This window comes from uncultured Senegalimassilia sp. (genome assembly GCF_902464545.1).
Lineage (GTDB): Bacteria > Actinomycetota > Coriobacteriia > Coriobacteriales > Eggerthellaceae > Senegalimassilia.
Window position 1 is genome coordinate 1 of record NZ_CABQJR010000037.1, and the last position, 16,379, is coordinate 16,379.

The window sequence follows — 16,379 nt, forward strand, 5'->3', positions numbered from 1 at the left end:
GAACTTACACCAAGCTCGGCGAGTTGGCCAAACCCGACGAGCCGAAGTTCGAGTCGCAAGACTTCCTCATCAAGGAGGCGCAGCGCGCCCGTGCTGCCGCTGCCGAGGCCAAGGCCGCGCGCAGCGCGAACTCCCGCAAGCTCATGAACGAGCAGCGCCAAGCGCAAATGGCAGAAGCCGAAGCCAAGGTGGAGGCAGTGGCGAAGGCGGAGGCTGCCGCCGCAGAGGCTGCCCGTGAGGCCGAAGCCGCCCATAAGGCAGCGCTTGAGGCAGAGGCCGCCGCGAAAGCCGCTGAGGCCGAAGCTGCCGCAAAGCCGCAAGCGGCGCCGAAGCCGCAGGCTGCCCCCAAGCCCGCTGGCACTGCAGCTCAGCCCTCCGAGGCTGCGGCTCAGCCCGTGCCGGTGAAGGCCCAGGTCATCAACGAGCCCATGCAGGCGCCCAGCCACTCCGGCATCCAGCGACCCCCCGAGAAGCCCAGCCTCCTCGCCCGCGTCCTAGCGAAGTTCATCCGCTAACCCGAAAAGCCTCGCTCGCCGAGAAGCCCCGCTTGCCAAAAAACGGAAGGCAAAAAGAAACCCCGCTCACGCGGGGTTTCTTTTTGCCCATCGCTAGTGCAACGACCGCGCTCGCGGACCCAGAAACCTCGCTCACGCGAGGTTTCTTTTTGCATGCGGGGACCGTACGTAGGAGATTGCAGCTGCGGGTCTGGTGACTGGACCGCCTGCGAGACCGAAAGGCCGATGCGGGCAGCGCGGATCGTGCCTCAGCGATTGCGAATCTGATTTCAGCACGGGTTCCCGTGTCGGCCGTTTGAACGATTCGCGAGCTCGAAGGCCCGGTTGCGGGCGTATCGAGGCATAAAAAAACGAAACAAGGCCGACCCCGCGAATCGCGGAATCGGCCCCGATGGCATTGTTTCTATTGCGGCCCTGCCCTTAGGTGCAGGCGAGCGCGGAAATACCCGGCGCCCCGCGACGCCTTCGTTCGCCGTTTAGATCTCCCAGCACTTGGCGTGGTCCTTGTTGGGCGTGCGCACGTTCACTTCCTGGTTCTTCAGGGAAACGCGGCTGCCCGCGGGCACGCTGGAGATGACGAACGCGCTGCCGGCGATGATCGAACCTGCGCCGATGACGGTCTCGCCGCCCAGCACGCTGGCGTTGCTGTAGATGGTGACGTCGTCCTCGATGGTGGGATGACGCTTCACGCCGGACAGCGCCTGGCCGGCACGCGTAGACAGAGCGCCCAGCGTAACGCCCTGGTAGATCTTCACGTGGTTGCCGATATTGGTGGTCTCGCCGATGACGACGCCGGTTGCATGGTCGATGAAGAAGTACTCGCCGATCGTTGCGCCGGAGTTGATGTCCACGCCCGTGCGGCCGTGGGCGTACTCGGACATAATGCGCGGGATGAGCGGCACGTCCTGCACGTACAGCTCGTGCGCGATGCGGTACACGAAGATGGCGAAGAAGCCCGGATAGCTAAAGATGATCTCTTCCTTGCTCTGGGCGGCCGGGTCGCCATCGAAGGCAGCCTGCACGTCGGTCATCAGGATGCGCTGGATCTCGGGCAGGCGGCTGAAGAACGTGGCGCAGATCTGGTCGACGCGCTCGTCCAGCTCCTCCGTTGCCAGCCCCCCGCGGAACAGCAGCGCCTCGCGCAGCTCGCGGCGCAGCGAATCCTCGATGCGGATGAGCGTTTCGCCGATGAAGTACTCGGGGTTGATGCCCGTAGGCGTTTCGTCGCCGAAGTAACGCGGGAACATGACGCGGCGCAGGTCCTTCACGATGTTCACGATGGCAAGCTTGTTCGGGAAATGCTTGTTCGGGTCGGTGAAGAAGATCTCCTCGCGCTCGCTGTAGTTTTTCGCGATGCCTGCAACGATGTCGTTCAATTGATCCTTGTCCAGCATGATGCCTCGCTCTCTCGTCTGTGAGCGCCGATATGTCTTCCCCATCTTATCACGGTTGTCTCTAGACATAGTAGGCATTTCGGTTACGGATCGATGCGATGCGACGGCGGCAGCGCCGTACGCGCTCCGGCCGACGTACCGCCAGGGCGCAACAGCTCGGGCGGCGGCGCCCATAACGGTTCAGGCGGCGGCGCCCATAACGGTTCAGGCGACGAAAGACCTGACATATTCGCCTTTAGGGGAATCCTCTGCTTTCTCGGCGTCGGGCTGCTCGGCGGAGGGCCAGCGTCTGCCTGGTCAGCTGCCCGCTCGGCGTCAGCCGACTTGACGTCAGCCTGCTCAGCATCGGGCTGCTCAGCAGCCTTCTCAGCATCGGGCCGCTCGGCGGCCAACTCGGTAGTGGTCGGTGCGGCGACTGGCAGCCCCCTTCCTCATGTAACCCGCACCTTAGCGTGCTAAGCAACGATTTCGCGGGTTTTGCCCTGGTCAGCGGCGGAAAACATGAAGGAATCGCGACGATTGGCAAACGGTTGACGCCCCGACATTGCAAGGAGCCGACGTGATGATTATCGTGAGGAACGGTAAAGGGAGGGAATATAAGTTATACTTGGCTTACTAGGTCGAACAAGGAGAAACGGTACGATAGCGTAATGAAGCAGGGCACCATTTTCACGAACGCCGCGCTTGCCGCGGTGCTGGCAACATCCATGGCAACGGCCCCCGCCTTGGCGGGCCTCGCGCATACTCCGGGTGCCACCTCGGCAGGCGTTGCGTACGCGGCGCAGGCAACGCCCATCGAAAGCGTCGCCAACACCGGCGACTGGACCGCAACAGACGCGGAGAACAAGGCCATCCTCGACAAGGCCGAAGCCGCCAAGCTCGTCGGCCTGAAGCCGCTGAAGGCGTACCTATACGGCGAAACCGTAGCTGCAGCGGATTTCCTCACCATCGACGTCGACGCGCTTGCAAACATAGACGCCGACCTGGCGAAACTAGTCAAGCAGACGCAGAAGGCCATCGCCGATTCCAGCGCAAGCTCCGAGCCTGAGGCAAAACCCGAGGCCAAGCCCGAGCCCGCCACGCCCGCGCAGCCCGCTGAAACCCCGGCTGCACCCGCCGCTTCCAGCACTCCGCCCGCAAGCACCGGCAACGGCTCCTCTGCAGAGAAGCCCGCCGAGGACGTCGAGGACGCCCCCGAGGACATGGTGCAGGAAAGCGCCACCCTTGACGAGGACGAGCTGGTCTATGTCTCGCGTAACCTGACCACCGAGCAGTTCATCAGCCAGATCGGCGAGCAGGCCCGCGAACTATGCCAGGAAAACGACCTATACGCCTCGGTCATGATCGCGCAGGCCGTAGTGGAGTCGGCATCCGGCTCCTCGGGACTTTCGTGCGAACCCTATAACAACCTGTTCGGCATCAAAGGCGCCTACGAGGGCAAAAGCGTGCGCATGAAAACGCAGGAGGATGACGGCAAGGGCAACCTAGAAACCATCGTCGCCGAGTTCCGCCGCTACCCCAGCCTAACGGAATCGCTCAAGGACTACGTCGGCCTGCTCACCGGCGATTCGCTGTATGCCCCGGTGAAGAAGTCGAACACAAGCACCTACGAGGACGCGTGCGACTACCTGCAGGGGCATTACGCCACCAGCACCACCTACTCGCGCACACTGAAAGCCTATATCGACACGTACGATTTGACCCAGTTCGACGCCCCAAGCGATCAAGCGAAGGCAGAGACGGCAACGCTTGAATCCGTACTCAAGCCCACCGCTTCGCAGGCGTCGTTCAAAACCGGCTCCGATGATTTCGGCATCACCGTGCCCGAGGCCGGCCTTCCCAAGCGGCAGATGAACCCCGTAGTAACGGGACTGCTGGCCGCCCTTGTTACAGCAGGCGCAGGTGCGCTGGGCTTCTGGCTATACTGGCGCCGCAAAGTCGAAGGCGAAAACGCCGCCCACGCCGCAGCAGGCGTACACGCATCGGGCGACACCGCCGCCAGCCAAAACGACGCTGCGGCATGGTCGGTCGCTCAGGCGATCACGGACTGGCGTCCCGCCTACGCAGCCGACAATGCCAAGACCATGGGAAAGCACGAAAGCCCCGCCTTCAAGCAGCCCGCCCATGCATCAGAAGGAAGTGAAGCCGCAAACCTGTCCGAAAGCACCACCGAGCCGATTAAGCCGATCGAATAAAACTGGTTTCAACGGCTACCTTGCAAAGGGCACTGCGCCCATTCACGCAGGCATATCCCCCTATCGGTTTCCAAAATACAAGAAGCCGGTTACCGGTATATACCGGTAACCGGCTTCTTTAGCTCTTCTTTTGGCGGAAACCCCCAGACTTTTCTCAAAACGGATGGGAAAAGTCCGGGGGTTTCCCGTTCCTACACGATTGTTTTGACGCTCCCAAAACTAGGTCGCCTCAAAACCCTTAGGCATAAGAAAGGGGCTGCGCCGGAATCGCTTCCGACGCAGCCCCTCTGAGCCTTGCACTCGTTTAGATCTCGCGCTCGACCACTTCGGCGATGGCCTTCGCATGCTGCTCGGCAGCCTGCGCGTCCATTGCCTCCACCATCACGCGCACGACCGGCTCGGTGCCGCTCGGACGCAGCAGGACGCGCCCGTCCTCGCCAAGCGCCGCTTCAGCAGCTGCCACGGCATCGGCGATGGCCTGGTTACCATCGGCCGCATGCTTGTCCTTCACGCGCACGTTGATGAGCGTTTGCGGGAAGCGGGTCATGGCTTTCGCCGCTTCACCGGCGGACTTGCCGGCACGCTTACAGGCAGCCAGGAACTGCAGCGCCGTGACCAGGCCGTCGCCCGTGGAGTTGTGCTCCAGGAAGATGGTGTGGCCGGACTGCTCGCCGCCGATAACGTAACCGCCCTCGCGCATGGCCTCGAGCACATAGCGGTCGCCAACCTTCGTTTGGATGAGGTTGATGCCCGCATCGCGCAGCGCGTGCGTCAGGCCAAGGTTCGCCATGACGGTGGACACGGCGGTGTCGCCGGTCAGCAGGCCGCGCTGCTTCAGGTCGATGGCGCACACGGCCTCCACCATGTCGCCGTCGATCTCATTGCCCTCGGAGTCCATGAGCATGACGCGGTCGGCGTCGCCGTCATGCGCGATGCCGACGTCGGCGCCGCACTCGGCGACCAGGGCACGCAGGGGCTCCAGGTGCGTGGAACCGCACTGGACGTTGATGTCCGTGCCGCAGTAATCGTCGTTGATGACAGTGACATCGGCGCCCAAACGGCGCAGCGCCTCGGCGCTGGTCATGCAGGATGCGCCATGACCCGTATCAAGCGCCACCTTCAGGCCCTTGAAGTCGATGCCCTGCTTCTCCACGCTCTGCACCGCGTGCTGAATGTACAGCTCGCAGGCATCCTCGACAGGCACCGCCACGCCCACCTCGTCGCCATTGGGCAGCTCGTCGGCTGCGGCGCCGCCGCGCGCCATGAAGGCCTCGATCTCGTCCTCGACGGAGTCGGGCAGCTTGAAGCCCTGGCCGTCGAAGATCTTGATGCCGTTGTACTCCGGCGGGTTGTGCGAGGCGGAGATGACGATGCCGCCATCGCAATGCAGCTCGCGGGTGAGCAGGGCGATCGCCGGCGTGGGGATGATGCCCGCCAGCAGCGCCGTGCCGCCCATGGACATGATGCCGGCGGCAACGGCCGACTCCAACATATCGCCCGACAGGCGCGTATCCTTGCCGATCAGGATGGTGCGGCCCTTGAAAGCCACGGCAGCCTGACCCAGCTGGAAGGCCATCTGGCACGTAAGCTCCTTGTTCGCAACGCCGCGAACCCCATCAGTACCGAAAAGACGTGCCATATTACTTACCCCTTTTCACATGCTCATCGAAAAGACGGATGGCGCCTCGGGGGCGCTCCTCGTCGGTCATGCGGTTGTTCAGCTCGGCAGCGAACTCGTCGATGCCGATGCCGTAACGTTCAAGCACGACCAGAAGATGATACACCACGTCAGCGGTCTCATAGCGCAGATGGTCGCAAGCCGCGTCGGCCTTGGCGGCGAACGCATCGGCCATGCCCGCGTGCGAGCCCTCGTGACCGGCAAGACCCGCCAGCATCATCTTCGCCGCTTCCACGTCCTTGGCGGCCAAAGCCACCTCGTTGGACTCCTCGACCACCTTCTTCAGCGGCGAGTCGGCATTGCCCGTGAGCAGGCGGAACGTGTAGCTGCCCTCCCCAGCGTCGCGGCGAGCGTGGATGGTCCCCGCCAGCGCCTCGAGCGTGGCGCCGATCTGCGATGCGGGAGCCTGCTCCCCCTCGGGGATGTAAGTTTTATCGCTCATGAAAAGCCTTTCAGACGTTAGCGGGCGCGGGCGTTGCCGCCGATCGGCCCGCCGTAACGAAAAAAGGGGCGCGCCGATGCGCGCCCCTTTCAGCTGGCGTTATTCCTCGCCGTTAGCCTGAGCCTCGTTGGACTCTTCCTCGTCCTTGCGGCTGGTCAGGCCGAAGCCCAACGCGCCGTTGCCCAGAAGCTCGTCAAGCTCCTCGAGGTTGCGGTGGTAGCTGCGCGGAGGCAGGGCCTCGCCCAGCATGTCCTCGCCTTCGGTGTTGAAGGTGGCCGGCTCGTCGCCGCCGATGAGGATGGTGTCATCCGGGCTGAACACCATGTCGAGCAGCTGGCTCATGTCATCGGAGGATGCGCTCAGGTCGTCCTCGATCACATGCAGCAGGTTGTGCTGCTCGAGGCCTTCCTTGAGCTCCTCGATGGCCTTTGCGCCGATGCCCTCGATGCGCAGCAGGTCGTCCTCGGTGTGGCCCACCAGGTCGGCCACAGTCTCGATACCCGCCTCGCTGAACTTGTTCGCCCAGCGCTGCGACACGCCCAGATCGTCGTAGATGTACAGACGCGCGTCCTCGTCGGACAGCTGCGGACCGCGATGACCCAGGGACAGGCCGCTGTAGTAGCTGCCGTAGTTGCCGCCCATGTTGAGGTAGCCCTCGCCGTCCAGCGACCAATCCTGGGGCTGGGGCAGCAGGTCCTCGATCTGGCGCAGGTCGTCCGGAGCGTAATCAGGCAGCATATCGCCCTCGACCGGAGCGGTGGGCTTGCCCTTGTAGGTCAGGCCGACGTCGCGATAGCGCTTCAGGCCCGTGCCAGCCGGGATCGGCTTGCCGATGATGACGTTCTCCTTCAGACCCACCAGGTGGTCGACCTTGCCCTCGATGGCGGCGTCGGTGAGCACCTTCGTGGTCTCCTGGAACGATGCGGCGGACAGGAACGAATCGGTGGCCAAGGAGGCCTTCGTGATGCCCAGCAGCAGCGGCTGACCCACCGGCGGGTTCTTGCCCTCGGCGATGAGCTCGTTGGCAACGTTCTCGAACTCGAAGCGGTTGACCTGGCGGCCCGGCAGGAAGTCGGAGTCGCCGGCGTCGAGCACGGCCACCTTGCGCAGCATCTGGCGCGCGATGACCTCGATGTGCTTGTCGTTGATGTCAACGCCCTGGGACACGTACACGTCCTGGACCTGAGCCACGATGTAGCGCAGCGTGGTGTTCGGGTCGGTCAGGCGCAGCAGGTCGTGGGGGTTCACGGAACCCTTGGTCAGCTGCTGGCCGATGCGGACCTGGCGGCCGTCCTCCACGCCCGGGAGCATGGTGGCGCGGGCCGACACCACGTACTCGCGGAAGTTGCCTTCCTGGTCGTGGATGGTCAACGTCTTCGTGTTCTTGTCGGAGCTGATCTGCAGCGTGCCGGAAATCTCCGCCAGCACTGCCTGACCCTTAGGCTTGCGGGCCTCGAACAGCTCCTGGACGCGCGGCAGGCCGTGCGTGATGTCCTCGCCTGCGACGCCGCCGGCGTGGAACGTACGCATGGTCAGCTGCGTGCCGGGCTCGCCGATGGACTGGGCGGCGATGATGCCGACAGCGGTGCCGATGTTGACCGGACGGCCCGTGGCAAGGTCCCAACCGTAGCACTTCTGGCACACGCCATGCTCGGCATGGCAGGTCATGACCGTGCGGATGGTGACTTCCTCGACGCCCGCGGCCTCCATGGCGGCAAGCTGCTCGATGGAGGTGATGTACTTGTCGCCCTCCATAACCACGGAGCCGTCGGTGCCCTTGACGTCCTCGAGCAGGCAGCGACCGATGAGGTTCTCGTCCAGCTCGCCCTTCTCGTTGTGCAGCGGGTACGGAACGCCCACGTTCGTGCCGCAGTCGATCTCGTGCACGATGACGTCCTGCGCAACGTCGACCAGACGACGGGTCAGGTAGCCCGAGTCGGCGGTACGCAGAGCGGTGTCGGCCATACCCTTACGAGTGCCGTGCGTGGAGACGAAGTACTCCAAAACCGACAGGCCCTCGCGGAAGTTCGACTTAACCGGAATGTCGATGGTGCCGCCCTTGGTATCTGCCATCAGGCCGCGCATGCCGGCCAGCTGGCGGATCTGCTTGATGTTACCTCGAGCGCCGGAGTCGGCCATCATGAAGATGGGGTTGAAGCTGTCGAAGTTGGCAGCCATGGCCTCGCCGACCTCTTCGTTGGCATCCGTCCAGATGTCGACAACCTGCTTATGACGCTCCTCGGGGCTCATCAGGCCCATCTCGTAGTCCTCGTCGATGGCAGCGACCTTATCGTCGGCAGCAGCCAGGATGTCGGCCTTCGTCGGCGGCACGGTGGCGTCGTAGACGGACACGGTGATGCCGGCGCGGGTTGCGTAGTGGTAACCCGTGGCCTTCAAACCGTCCAGGATCTCCGGCACGTCGGCCAGCGGATAGCGGTTCGTGACGTCCTCGACCAGGCGGCCGATCTCCTTCTTATTCATCTGGTAGTTCAGGAAGGGGTAGTCCTCCGGGAAGGAGTCGTTGAAGATGATGCGGCCGATGGTGGTGTGGATGCGTTGACCGGCCTTCATGTCCTCGTACTTGCCGAACGCGTTGGCCACGCGGGTGTCCTTGCTCAGGCGCACCTCGATCTTGGCCTGCAGGTCCACGTCGGCGCGAGCGTCATAGGCGTTGCGGGCATCGGCGAAGTCGATGAACGCGCGGCCCTCGCCCGGGAAGCCGTCGCGGGCTGCCGTCAGGTAGTAGGAGCCGATGATCATGTCCTGGGTGGGCACGGTCAGCGGGCGGCCATGAGCCGGGGATTTGATGTTGTTCGCGGACAGCATGAGCACGCGGGCCTCGGCCTGGGCCTCGGCGCCGAGCGGCACATGCACGGCCATCTGGTCGCCGTCGAAGTCGGCGTTGAATGCGGTGCAGGCCAGCGGATGCAGCTTGATGGCCTTGCCCTCGACGAGAACCGGCTCGAAGGCCTGGATGCCCAGACGGTGCAAGGTGGGTGCGCGGTTGAGCAGGACCGGATGGTCCACGATGACCTCTTCCAGCACGTCCCACACATAGCTGGCGCAACGATCCACGGCGCGCTTGGCGGCCTTGATGTTGGCAGCGTACTCGAGCTCGACCAGGCGCTTCATGACGAAGGGCTTGAACAGCTCCAGGGCCATCTGCTGAGGCAGGCCGCACTGGTGCAGCTTAAGCGACGGGCCGACGACGATTACCGAACGGCCGGAGTAGTCGACGCGCTTGCCGAGCAGGTTCTGACGGAAGCGGCCCTGCTTGCCCTTGAGCATGTCGGACAGCGACTTCAGCGGACGGTTGCCCGGGCCCGTGACGGGACGGCCGCGGCGGCCGTTGTCGAACAGGCTGTCGACAGCCTCCTGCAGCATGCGCTTCTCGTTGTTAACGATGATCTCGGGGGCACCGAGGTCGAGCAGGCGCTTCAGGCGGTTATTGCGGTTGATGACGCGACGATACAGATCGTTCAGGTCGGACGTGGCGAAGCGGCCGCCGTCGAGCTGCACCATGGGGCGCAGGTCGGGCGGGATGACCGGGACGACGTCCAGGATCATATCGGACGGCTTGTTGGTGGACTTCAGGAACGCGTCGACCACCTTCAGGCGCTTGATGGCCTTGGCGCGCTTCTGGCCCTTGCCGTTGGCGATGACGTCGCGCAGCTCCTCGGCCGTGGCCTCGAGGTCCATGGCGTCCAGCAGGTCGCGCACGGACTCGGCGCCCATGCCACCGGTGAAGTAGTCACGGTAGTTGGCGCGCATCTCGCGGTACAGGGACTCGTCGGGAACCAGCTGCTTCGGCTCGATCTTCATGAACAGGTCGAAGGCGTCCTGACGCAGGGCCTTGCGCTCGTTGAACTCCTCGTAGATGTCGGCGATCTCCTCTTCCACCTCTTCGGGCGTGAGGCGCTCGTCCTCGTCGATGTCGTCGACGAAGTCGTCGTCCTCAGGGACGTAGTCCACCGACAGCTTGCGGGTCTGCTCGATCAAGCGATCGCGCTCGACGTCCAGCTCTTCCAGGTCGGCGGCCAGCTCATCGCGCAGATCCTCGACGTCCTCGTCGCGAGCCTCCTTGTCGACGGAGGTGATGATGGAGCTTGCGAAGTACAGGACCTTCTCCAGCTCCTTCGGCGGGATGTCGAGCAGGTAGCCCAGACGGGACGGGGAGCCCTTGAAGTACCAGATGTGGCTGACGGGGGCCGCCAGCTCGATGTGGCCCATGCGCTCGCGGCGAACCTTGCTGCGCGTCACCTCGACGCCGCAGCGCTCGCATACGATGCCCTTGAAGCGCACGCGCTTGTACTTGCCGCAGGCGCACTCCCAGTCCTTGGTGGGACCGAAGATCTTCTCGCAGAACAGGCCGTCCTTCTCCGGCTTGAGCGTGCGGTAGTTGATGGTCTCGGGCTTCTTCACCTCGCCACGCGACCAGCTGCGGATGTCCTCGGCGGAAGCCAGGGAGATGCGCAGGGCGTCGAAATTGTTAACGTCGAATTCCGTCGTCATTTATCGCTCGTCCTCCTTGCCGATCAGGTCGTTGTCGTCTTCTTCTTGCTTCGTATCAGCCATCAGCTCGCCCAGCTCTGCGGCGATGTCGTCGAGAGCGCCGGCTTCCTCAGCCTCGGTCTTGCGCGCATCGTCGGCGATGGCGTTGTACAGGGCCGTATCGGCGTTGTCGCGCTTCACGTCGTCCAGATCGGGGTCATGGGTGACGTCGATGGTCTGATGGTCGTGTCCCTCGAGCTCGACGTTGAGGCACAGCGACTTCATTTCCTTCACCAGAACCTTGAAGGACTCGGGCACCTCGGGAGCCGGCGTGTTCTCGCCCTTGACGATGGCCTCGTAGGACTTCACGCGGCCCGACGTGTCGTCGGACTTCACGGTCAGGATCTCCTGCAGCACGTTGGATGCACCGTACGCGTACAGGGCCCACACCTCCATCTCGCCGAAGCGCTGGCCGCCGAACTGCGCCTTGCCGCCCAGGGGCTGCTGCGTGATCAGGCTGTAAGGGCCGGTCGAGCGGGCGTGGATCTTGTCGTCGACCATGTGACCCAGCTTCAGGATGTAGGTCTGGCCGACGGTGATGGGCTCGCGGAACTTCTCGCCCGTGCGGCCATCGTAGAGCCATGCCTTGCCCGTGCGGGACAGCTGCGGGACGAACTCGTCGCGCGCCAGGTCGCCGTACTTCTTGTGGTTCCAGTTGATGAGGTTGCGGTTGGCGGCGTCGATAGCGTCGGAGATCTCCTCCTCGGTGGCGCCGTCGAATACCGGGGTTGCCACGAACTGCGGGCCCTCGACGGGCTCGTCGGAGTTCGGGTCGTCGTTCCAGCCCCACTTCGCAGCCCAGCCCAGGTGGTTCTCAAGCAGCTGGCCGACGTTCATACGGGACGGAACGCCCAGGGGGTTCAGCATGACGTCGATGGGCGTGCCATCGGCCAGGTACGGCATGTCCTCGACCGGCAGCACGCGGGAGATGACGCCCTTGTTGCCGTGACGGCCGGAGAGCTTGTCGCCCTGCTGGACCTTACGCTTCTGAGCCACGTAGATGCGGACGAGCTCGTTGACGCCGGGCGCCAGCTCGTCGCCGGCGGCGCGGCTGAAGCGATGGATGTCGATGACGCGACCGCCGGAGCCGTGCGGCACCTTCAGGGAGGTGTCGCGGACCTCGCGAGCCTTCTCGCCGAAGATGGCGCGCAGCAGGCGCTCCTCGGCGGTCAGCTCGGTCTCGCCCTTCGGGGTGACCTTGCCCACCAGGACATCGCCCGGGAACACCTCGGCGCCCACGCGGATGATGCCGTCGGCGTCCAGGTCGCCGATCATGTCGTCGGAGATGTTCGGGATCTCGCGGGTGATCTCCTCCGGACCCAGCTTCGTGTCACGGGCGTCAAGCTCGTACTCGCTGATGTGGATGGAGGTCAGCAGGTCCTCGGACACCACGCGCTCGGACACGATGATGGCGTCCTCGTAGTTGTAGCCTTCCCAAGGCATGTACGCGACCATGAGGTTCTGGCCCAGCGCCAGCTCGCCGCCGTCGCAGGACGGGCCATCTGCCAGCACGTCGCCAGCCGCCACCTCATCGCCCTTGCGGACGATGGGGCGATGGTTCATGCAGCCGGACTGGTTGGAACGCTGGAACTTCGGTACCAGATACTCGTCGTACTCGCCGTCGTTGTTGAGCACGATGATGGTCTGGCCGTCGACGTAGTCGACCACGCCGGGGTTCTGCGCGATGAGGATCTCGCCGGAGTCGACCGCGATGCGGTGCTCCATGCCGGTGCCTACGAGCGGAGCGTGCGGCTTGAGCAGCGGCACAGCCTGACGCTGCATGTTCGAGCCCATGAGGGCGCGGTTTGCGTCGTCGTGCTCGAGGAACGGGATGAGCGACGTTGCGACCGACGTCATCTGACGCGGGGAAACGTCCATGTAGTCGACCTGCTCGGGCAGCACCTCGCCAGGCTCGCCGAACACGCCGTCGGCGTCCTTGGTACGGCAGAGAACGCGAGCGGCCTTCACGAAGTTGCCGTTCTCGTCGGTGGTGCCGAACTCACGGGTCTCCAGGTTGAACTTCTCGTTGGCCTGGGCGATCGTGTGGTTCTCTTCCTCGTCTGCCGTCAGGTAGTCGATGTCGTCGGTCACCTTGCCGTCGACCACGCGACGGTACGGGGTCTCGATGAAGCCGTAGGGGTTGATGCGGCCGAAGGTTGCCAGCGAGCCGATAAGGCCGATGTTCGGGCCTTCAGGCGTCTCGATGGGGCACATGCGGCCGTAGTGGGAATTGTGGACGTCGCGGACCTCGAAGCCTGCGCGCTCACGGGACAGACCGCCCGGGCCCAGTGCGGACAGACGGCGCTTGTGCGTGATGCCTGCGGCAAGATTGGCCTGGTCCATGAACTGGGACAGCTGGGAGGAGCCGAAGAACTCCTTGATGGCCGCCACGATCGGGCGGATGTTCACGAGCGACTGCGGGGTGATCTCGTCGGGCTCCTGCATGCTCATGCGCTCGCGCACCACGCGCTCCATGCGGGACAGGCCGATGCGGAACTGGTTCTGGATCAGCTCGCCGACCGTGCGGATGCGGCGGTTGCCGAAGTGGTCGATGTCGTCGACCTTGACGCCCTCGGCACCGGCATGCAGGCCGATGATGTACTGCATGGTCTTGGTGATGTCTTCCTCGGTCAGCGTGGAGCAGGTAGCCTCCTCCTGATCGAAGCCGAGCTTCTTATTGATCTTGTAACGGCCCACTTTCGCCAGGTCGTAGCGCTGCGGGTTGAAGAACAGGCCCTCGAGCAGCGTACGGGCGGAGTCGATGGTGGGCGGCTCGCCGGGACGGAAGCGCTTGTACAGCTCGATGAGCGACTCCTCCTTGGTGGTGGCGGGATCGCGGTCGAGGGTGCGCAGGACCATCTCGTCGCTGCCGAGCAGGTCGATGATCTCCTCGCGGGTCTCGGCCAGGCCGAGGGCGCGGACGAGCAGCGTAGCGGGCTGCTTGCGCTTGCGGTCGATGCGCACGGACAGGATGTCGCGCTTGTCGGTCTCGAACTCCAGCCATGCACCGCGGCTGGGGATGACCTTTGCGTTATACAGCGTTTTGTCGGATGCCTTGTCTCGCTCGGAGCCGAAGTACACGCCCGGGGAACGCACGAGCTGGGACACCACGACGCGCTCGGTGCCGTTGATGATGAAGGTGCCGCGGTTGGTCATGAGCGGGAAGTCGCCCATGAACACCTCCTGCTCCTTGATCTCGCCCGTCTCACGGTTGATGTAACGGATCTCGACGTACAGGGGCGCCTGATAGCTGACGTCCTTTTCCTTGCACTCGTCGACGGTGTACTTCGGGTCGCCGAAGCGATGGTCGCCGAACTCGACGCACATGTCCTTCGTATTGTTCTCGATCGGAGCGATGTCCTGGAACGCCTGGTCGAGACCCTCGCTCATGAACCATTTGAAACTATCCGTTTGAATGGCGATGAGGTTGGGCACGTCCATGACGTCAGGAATCTTCGCAAACGAGCGGCGATTGCGATAAAGTACTGTCTGACCAGCATTTTTGTCTTGGGCCACGAGGCTTTTCCTCCTTCAGGTGCATCCGCAAAACTGCGAAAAAGTTGCAATTTGCTAGAATACGGCGAAATGTCAAGCCCGTCAAGGAATTTTTTCACGAGCTGTGGAAATTTGTTGGTTTTCGCCGCTTCACCTGGGGAAACGCAGATATGACTTTTCTCGTGCGGAAGGCATTCTAGCACGGCGGACGGCGCGGCGCCGATCGGACGCGGAAAAGCCTTATATGGCAGCATCAGGCGGCGACCCCTGAACCGCGCGATCGCGACGATTCCGGGCACCCGCGCGCCCACGCGGCCAAGGCCGCACCGGCAGCCCCTGACGTTGCCCCCTTCCGTATCCGCGACGGCGCCCCTCGCCTTCGTCGACGGCCTGCCGCAAGGACGCGAAGGCACAGGGATTCCGGCGTTATCGTAGACAACCGCCACTGGGGCCCCATAGGCTGCCGACTGGGGGTACCATGAGCTCCATACCCGATTTCCGGGCATGACAAGAGAGGACCTCCTTACCATGTATATATCCGGCAACGATGCATCCGCGCAACCGCATCAACGCCCCGTGCTCCGCACCCGTGCAAGCCGCTTCGCCCGCGCCGCCGCGCCGTACCTGGCGGCCTTCGCCATCCCCTTCTGTGTGCTGCTGGCCGCCTTCGCCATGCGGGGGATCTGGCCCTTCGGCGACGTGTCGGTGATGCTCTACGACATGCCCGTGCAGTACGCCGAGTACTTCGGCTGGCTCATCCAGGTGCTGCACGGCCAGGGCAACCTGCTGTACAGCAACGCAGCCGGCCTGGGCGGCGGCATGTTCAGCCTGTTCACCTACTACCTGTCAAGCCCGTTCAACCTGATCGCGTTCTTCTTCACGCCTGAAACCGTGCCGCAGCTGTTCAGCGTCCTATACCTGGTGAAGATCCCCGCGTGCGCCGTGTGCTGCCTGGTGCTTTTACGCGGAAGGCTTCTGGCGGCGGATGCCGCAAGCTGGCGCGAGGCACGCGCCGCCGCGGCAAACGCCCCAGCCGGCCGGCAGGCGCTGCTGGTGCTGCTCGCATGCGCCTACGCGCTTACCTCGTACGTTCTGGGATATGCGAGCAACATCATGTGGCTCGACGGCGTGATCATGGCCCCGCTTGCGGCGCTGGGCACGTATCGCCTGGTGCAGCGCCGCGCATGCGGCGGGCTGTTCGCTGCATGCGCATGCGCCATCGTGTTCAACTGGTACACGGGATATATGGTGTGCCTGCTGTGCGTGCTGTGGTTCTTCTACGAGCTGGCGCGCAACCGCAGCCTGCGCGGACGGCGCCTGCGCCGCTGTTGGCGCTTCGCCGCCACCATGGCGCTCGCCGTGGGCGCGGGCATGGTGGTGCTCATCCCCACGGCGCTGGCGCTTCTGGGCGGCAAGGGCACGCACGCGGGGCTGGCATCGCTTGCATGCAACACGGGCCTGGCCCGCAACCCGCTTGCGGTGGCCGACCTGTTCTGCATCGGCACCTTACCCGGCATCACCACGCAGGCGAACCTGCCCGCTCTGACGATATCGGCGCTGGTGCTGGTCGGCGTCGGCATGTTCCTGGCGAACGGGGCCGTCGGGCGGCGCGAGCGCATCGCGGGCGCGGCATTCGCGCTCGTTATGGCCACGAGCCTGGTGTTCACGCCCGTGGCCACCATCTGGAGCGGGTTCGTGCCCGAAAGCTCCTACACCAACCGCAACGGGTTCGCCATCCTGCTGGTCATGACGGTGCTTGCCGCCGAGGGCCTGCTGGCGCTTTCGCGGCTCGATGCGCGGCCGCGGCGCAGGTGCGCGCTGCTGGGCGGCGGCGCGGCGTTCGTGAGCGTTGCCGGATCGGCCGCGTGGCTGTATGTGGCGAAGGGAAGCCTGCCGCAGGCACCCGAGCTGGTAGCGCTGGAATGCGGGCTGTTGGCGGCGTTCACGCTGCTGGTCACGGGCGCCGCCGGGACGCGCGGCGCTGTTGCGCGACCGGACGACGGAGGCGCACAACGGGTCGGCAGCAAGGCGGAGCAGGCGGACCGCACGGCGGATGCCGAGCGTGCGGACGCAGACGCCATGCGCGACGCCGCCTTCCCCAGCGCGAAC

Annotated in this window: 8 protein-coding genes; 3 read left to right on the forward strand and 5 right to left on the reverse strand. The window is 64.4% G+C overall.

Annotated features, from left to right (window positions below):
• Positions 1 to 515, forward strand: a 515-nt coding sequence (locus RDW26_RS08825) for a hypothetical protein (protein WP_307983309.1), incomplete at its 5' end; no start/stop codon positions are given.
• A 476-nt stretch (positions 516 to 991) separates the two neighbouring features.
• Here RDW26_RS08825 and RDW26_RS08830 read toward each other — a convergent pair.
• On the reverse strand, positions 992 to 1,909 hold the full coding sequence (locus RDW26_RS08830) for a hypothetical protein (RefSeq protein ID WP_307983310.1): 918 nt from the start codon (positions 1,907 to 1,909) through the stop codon (positions 992 to 994).
• A gap of 650 nt (positions 1,910 to 2,559) precedes the next feature.
• Here RDW26_RS08830 and RDW26_RS08835 point away from each other — a divergent pair.
• Positions 2,560 to 4,104 carry a glucosaminidase domain-containing protein gene (locus RDW26_RS08835; RefSeq protein ID WP_307983311.1) on the forward strand — a complete coding sequence of 515 codons (1,545 nt, stop codon included), beginning with the start codon at positions 2,560 to 2,562 and terminating at the stop codon, positions 4,102 to 4,104.
• A 304-nt stretch (positions 4,105 to 4,408) separates the two neighbouring features.
• Here RDW26_RS08835 and glmM read toward each other — a convergent pair whose 3' ends face one another.
• The 4 genes from glmM to RDW26_RS08855 form a co-directional block, all read right to left on the reverse strand.
• On the reverse strand, positions 4,409 to 5,743 hold the full coding sequence (gene glmM, locus RDW26_RS08840; RefSeq protein ID WP_298628994.1) for a phosphoglucosamine mutase: 1,335 nt from the start codon (positions 5,741 to 5,743) through the stop codon (positions 4,409 to 4,411).
• 1 nt (position 5,744) lies between these two features.
• Complete coding sequence (locus tag RDW26_RS08845; protein WP_307983313.1) at positions 5,745 to 6,224, reverse strand: hypothetical protein; 480 nt, start codon at positions 6,222 to 6,224, stop codon at positions 5,745 to 5,747.
• Between the two features lie 99 nt (positions 6,225 to 6,323).
• Positions 6,324 to 10,736 carry a DNA-directed RNA polymerase subunit beta' gene (locus RDW26_RS08850; protein WP_307983314.1) on the reverse strand — a complete coding sequence of 1,471 codons (4,413 nt, stop codon included), beginning with the start codon at positions 10,734 to 10,736 and terminating at the stop codon, positions 6,324 to 6,326.
• The gene (locus RDW26_RS08855; RefSeq protein WP_114619878.1) at positions 10,737 to 14,291 is read right to left on the reverse strand and encodes a DNA-directed RNA polymerase subunit beta; all 3,555 of its coding nucleotides are present in this window, start codon (positions 14,289 to 14,291) and stop codon (positions 10,737 to 10,739) included.
• A 507-nt stretch (positions 14,292 to 14,798) separates the two neighbouring features.
• Here RDW26_RS08855 and RDW26_RS08860 point away from each other — a divergent pair.
• Positions 14,799 to 16,379, forward strand: a 1,581-nt coding sequence (locus RDW26_RS08860) for a YfhO family protein (protein WP_307983315.1), incomplete at its 3' end; no start/stop codon positions are given.

Excerpts from the sequence above, each read along its gene's own strand:
- RDW26_RS08850 (WP_307983314.1), bottom strand. The coding sequence starts at position 10,736 with ATGACGACGGAATTCGACGTTAACAATTTCGACGCCCTGCGCATCTCC.
- RDW26_RS08835 (WP_307983311.1), top strand. The coding sequence starts at position 2,560 with ATGAAGCAGGGCACCATTTTCACGAACGCCGCGCTTGCCGCGGTGCTG.
- RDW26_RS08830 (WP_307983310.1), bottom strand. The coding sequence starts at position 1,909 with ATGCTGGACAAGGATCAATTGAACGACATCGTTGCAGGCATCGCGAAA.
- glmM (WP_298628994.1), bottom strand. The coding sequence starts at position 5,743 with ATGGCACGTCTTTTCGGTACTGATGGGGTTCGCGGCGTTGCGAACAAG.
- RDW26_RS08845 (WP_307983313.1), bottom strand. The coding sequence starts at position 6,224 with ATGAGCGATAAAACTTACATCCCCGAGGGGGAGCAGGCTCCCGCATCG.